This window comes from Bacteroides faecalis (assembly GCF_003865075.1).
Taxonomy (GTDB): domain Bacteria; phylum Bacteroidota; class Bacteroidia; order Bacteroidales; family Bacteroidaceae; genus Bacteroides; species Bacteroides faecalis.
In genome coordinates, this window is the sequence record NZ_BHWB01000053.1 from 1 (window position 1) to 4,160 (window position 4,160).

Genomic DNA, 4,160 nt, shown 5'->3' on the forward strand with positions numbered 1-4,160 from the left:
CGATAGACTGGGAAAGGCTATACTTGAAAAGAGCAAAACGGCACAAAGGCATTCAAAGCCGAGAATGACAAGGAGTATTATAGACAACAAATGGACAACGCAAGGACAACCAGTAACCGATTAAGGACGGAGAACCAAGAACTAAAGACCGAAACCAAGGAATTGAAAAAAGAACTTGGTAAGATGAAAGACTTGTTCAATTCCGAACAACTGGAGGCTTTAAGGCATCATTTCCCAAACATATCAAAAGCTATGGAAGAGGGGAAAGACCTACTCAAGCAAATCACCAGAAGCAGAGGTTTCGGTATGGGTATGTAACCCCCCCCCCCCCCCAAGGGGGAGCGACCAAACGGCAGCCTCTCTCAATGGAGTGTTACGTCGTTCGGATTCGGAAGAAATTTTGCAGGGTTCGGAAAACGGTTGTGTGCTTATTCTAAAAAAAGTTTATGGTGTGGCGCTCGTCGGGACGGGTGGTCCCGCCCCTTGCCGCTGGGCGCTCCCCGACCGATGATTTTTAAGTGACTGATTTTGTGCTGTTTGGGGGGTATATTAAGAATAGAAGAAATAGAATAAGTTAAGTACTTGATACACAATATAGGGCATTTTCCATATTGGAAATTCTCATTTTCCAATCTAGAAAATACTGATTTCCTAATATAATACTAAACAGGAAAATAATATTTCCCTTAATATTGTTTTTATGGAAAATAATAGTTTACTTTGTGGAGAATAATATTTCCCAAAAACACATCAAAATGGAAAATAAAAAAGCAGTTAAGTTAACCGATTTTCAAAAGAACGAAGAAAATCCTTTTATGAAACAAGCTATAGAAGGTATTGAAAATCATGTTGTTAAAAAGTATAAGAGTAATAGTGGTGGCGATAAGAGAGCCGTAGTAGCTTTAGCCGACACTGAAACTGGAGAAGTGTTTAAGACTTCGTTTATCCGTCAAATAGAAGTAGATGAAGAACAATTCACTAAATTGTATCTTTCTAACTTTGCTGCATTCTTTGACCTATCACAAGCAGCTATTCGGGTTTTTGGTTACTTTATGACCTGCATGAAACCCAAAAATGATTTAATCATCTTCAATAGAAAAAAATGCCTAGAATATACCAAATACAAAACAGACAAAGCCGTTTATAAAGGACTTGCAGAACTTGTAAAAGCTGAAATCATAGCCCGAGGACCAGCCGATAATCTTTGGTTTATTAATCCTCTGATAGTATTCAATGGTGACCGAGTGACATTTGCTAAAACATACGTTCGGAAAAAGACTTTAGCTGCCCAAAAGAAAGAAGAAGCAGAGAAACGACAATTATCACTTGGCTTTGATGAACAGTAACACTCCATTGAGTGAAGCTGCCGTTTGGTCGCTCCCCCTTTGGGGGCGGGGGGGGGATAGATAAAGTTCCTCTATGTAAAGTTATAATGGGGGATGAAAGGCAAGGTTCGCTAACCTTACCCCGATTGTTTATGCTTCCCAGCATTCAATCTATCCCCGTTTATGGGTTTCTCTTTCACCCTACAAAGATAACCTCATGGGGGAAAAATGTCCAAGAATATGGGGTAAAAACTATCAAGTCGGTAGAAAATAAGTATCTTTGAAGTACATTTTTAGTAGAGGTACTGGTATGCCTAGACGAAGCAGATAGGCAAAAATAAAGCCGCTGGAGATGTCGGATGTCCGTCAATTAACTCCAGCGGCTTGTATTTTGGTAACTCTCCCGTATCGGTCGGCTACCGTTTGGTCAGCAACAAAGGTAGTACTTTATTGTCGCAAATCCAAATGTTTTCCCCTTTATTTGTGCATTTACAGAACATTTGCTAACTTCGCACCTATGCAGTATGGTGATAGCACACTAGCACCCTAAAGGGTGCGTGTGTAAGGGGACAAGCCCCCTTAACCCCCTGTCAGCCGGCTGTCACCGGCTGTTATCGATTGTCACAAAAATGTTAACTTATGGGAGCAACAAGTATTCATGTACAAGCAGTGAAGCCGGGGAGTGAGATTCACAACTTTAGGGAAAAAGAGTTGGACTATGTTCGTCCCGAACTTAGTCATTTGAATGAAAGCTGGGTTGGAGATAGCATCTCCCATCGGCTGGAAAGTGCGAAACAAAGATATCTCGATACGGTTGGGCAGAAGATGCAGGCTAAAGCCGCACCCATACGAGAGGGAGTAATAGTAATCAAACAAGAAACCACCATGCAGGAACTCCAGCAGTTTGCCACGGTCTGCAAAGAACGTTTCGGTATCGAAGCATTTCAAATCCATATACACAAGGACGAAGGATACATGAACGCAAAGCAATGGACACCTAACCTTCATGCCCATGTAGTTTTCGATTGGACGCAGCCGAATGGGAAAAGTGTGCGTTTATCGCGTGATGACATGGCAGAACTCCAAACCATAGCATCTGAAACACTGGGCATGGAACGTGGCGTTTCTTCTGACCGCAAACACTTATCGGCTATGCAGTACAAGACCGAATGTGCGAAAGAACAGCTTCAGGAACTATCAAACGATATATCCAGTGCATTAGACAAACACAAGGACGTACAAAACCAGCTTCTTCAGCTTCAGAAAGAACTACGTTCCATTGAAACAAAGAAGAACGTCCAAAAACTCATTTCTAAGGCTTCAGAGAAGTTTTACGGCTTGATTGGAAAAACAGTCAACGATAGGGAAAAGGATGCCTTAAAAGCCAAAGTAAAGGCTTTAGAGGGGGAAAATGAACAGCTATCCGATAGACTGGGAAAGGCTATACTTGAAAAAGAGCAAAACGGCACAAAGGCATTCAAAGCCGAGAATGACAAGGAGTATTATAGACAACAAATGGACAACGCAAGGACAACCAGTAACCGATTAAGGACGGAGAACCAAGAACTAAAGACCGAAACCAAGGAATTGAAAAAAGAACTTGGTAAGATGAAAGACTTGTTCAATTCCGAACAACTGGAGGCTTTAAGGCATCATTTCCCAAACATATCAAAAGCTATGGAAGAGGGGAAAGACCTACTCAAGCAAATCACCAGAAGCAGAGGTTTCGGTATGGGTATGTAACCCCCCCCGCCCCCAAAGGGGGAGCGACCAAACGGCAGCCTCTCTCAATGGAGTGTTACGTCGTTCGGATTCGGAAGAAATTTTGCAGGGTTCGGAAAACGGTTGTGTGCTTATTCTAAAAAAAGTTTATGGTGTGGCGCTCGTCGGGACGGGTGGTCCCGCCCCTTGCCGCTGGGCGCTCCCCGACCGATGATTTTTAAGTGACTGATTTTGTGCTGTTTGGGGGGTATATTAAGAATAGAAGAAATAGAATAAGTTAAGTACTTGATACACAATATAGGGCATTTTCCATATTGGAAATTCTCATTTTCCAATCTAGAAAATACTGATTTCCTAATATAATACTAAACAGGAAAATAATATTTCCCTTAATATTGTTTTTATGGAAAATAATAGTTTACTTTGTGGAGAATAATATTTCCCAAAAACACATCAAAATGGAAAATAAAAAAGCAGTTAAGTTAACCGATTTTCAAAAGAACGAAGAAAATCCTTTTATGAAACAAGCTATAGAAGGTATTGAAAATCATGTTGTTAAAAAGTATAAGAGTAATAGTGGTGGCGATAAGAGAGCCGTAGTAGCTTTAGCCGACACTGAAACTGGAGAAGTGTTTAAGACTTCGTTTATCCGTCAAATAGAAGTAGATGAAGAACAATTCACTAAATTGTATCTTTCTAACTTTGCTGCATTCTTTGACCTATCACAAGCAGCTATTCGGGTTTTTGGTTACTTTATGACCTGCATGAAACCCAAAAATGATTTAATCATCTTCAATAGAAAAAAATGCCTAGAATATACCAAATACAAAACAGACAAAGCCGTTTATAAAGGACTTGCAGAACTTGTAAAAGCTGAAATCATAGCCCGAGGACCAGCCGATAATCTTTGGTTTATTAATCCTCTGATAGTATTCAATGGTGACCGAGTGACATTTGCTAAAACATACGTTCGGAAAAAGACTTTAGCTGCCCAAAAGAAAGAAGAAGCAGAGAAACGACAATTATCACTTGGCTTTGATGAACAGTAACACTCCATTGAGTGAAGCTGCCGTTTGGTCGCTCCCCCTTTGGGGGCGGGGGGGGATAGATAAA

At 40.9% G+C, this 4,160-nt stretch carries 4 protein-coding genes; all 4 read left to right on the plus strand.

Annotated features, from left to right (window positions below; all coding sequences use genetic code 11):
* The first annotated feature begins 90 nt into the window (after window positions 1-90).
* The 4 genes from EJF25_RS24650 (at window position 91) to EJF25_RS24675 (ending at window position 4,096) form a co-directional block, all read left to right on the plus strand.
* On the plus strand, window positions 91-318 hold the full coding sequence (locus EJF25_RS24650; protein WP_032581453.1) for a hypothetical protein: 228 nt from the start codon (window positions 91-93) through the stop codon (window positions 316-318).
* 437 nt (window positions 319-755) lie between these two features.
* The gene (locus tag EJF25_RS24655) at window positions 756-1,346 is read left to right on the plus strand and encodes a replication/maintenance protein RepL (RefSeq protein WP_004295513.1); all 591 of its coding nucleotides are present in this window, start codon (window positions 756-758) and stop codon (window positions 1,344-1,346) included.
* Window positions 1,347-1,964: 618 nt separating this feature from the next.
* The gene (locus EJF25_RS24670; RefSeq protein ID WP_007219893.1) at window positions 1,965-3,068 is read left to right on the plus strand and encodes a plasmid recombination protein; all 1,104 of its coding nucleotides are present in this window, start codon (window positions 1,965-1,967) and stop codon (window positions 3,066-3,068) included.
* 437 nt (window positions 3,069-3,505) lie between these two features.
* A complete protein-coding gene (locus tag EJF25_RS24675) occupies window positions 3,506-4,096 on the plus strand; it encodes a replication/maintenance protein RepL (protein WP_004295513.1) in 591 nt (196 codons plus the stop codon).
* The last annotated feature ends 64 nt before the right edge of the window (window positions 4,097-4,160 follow it).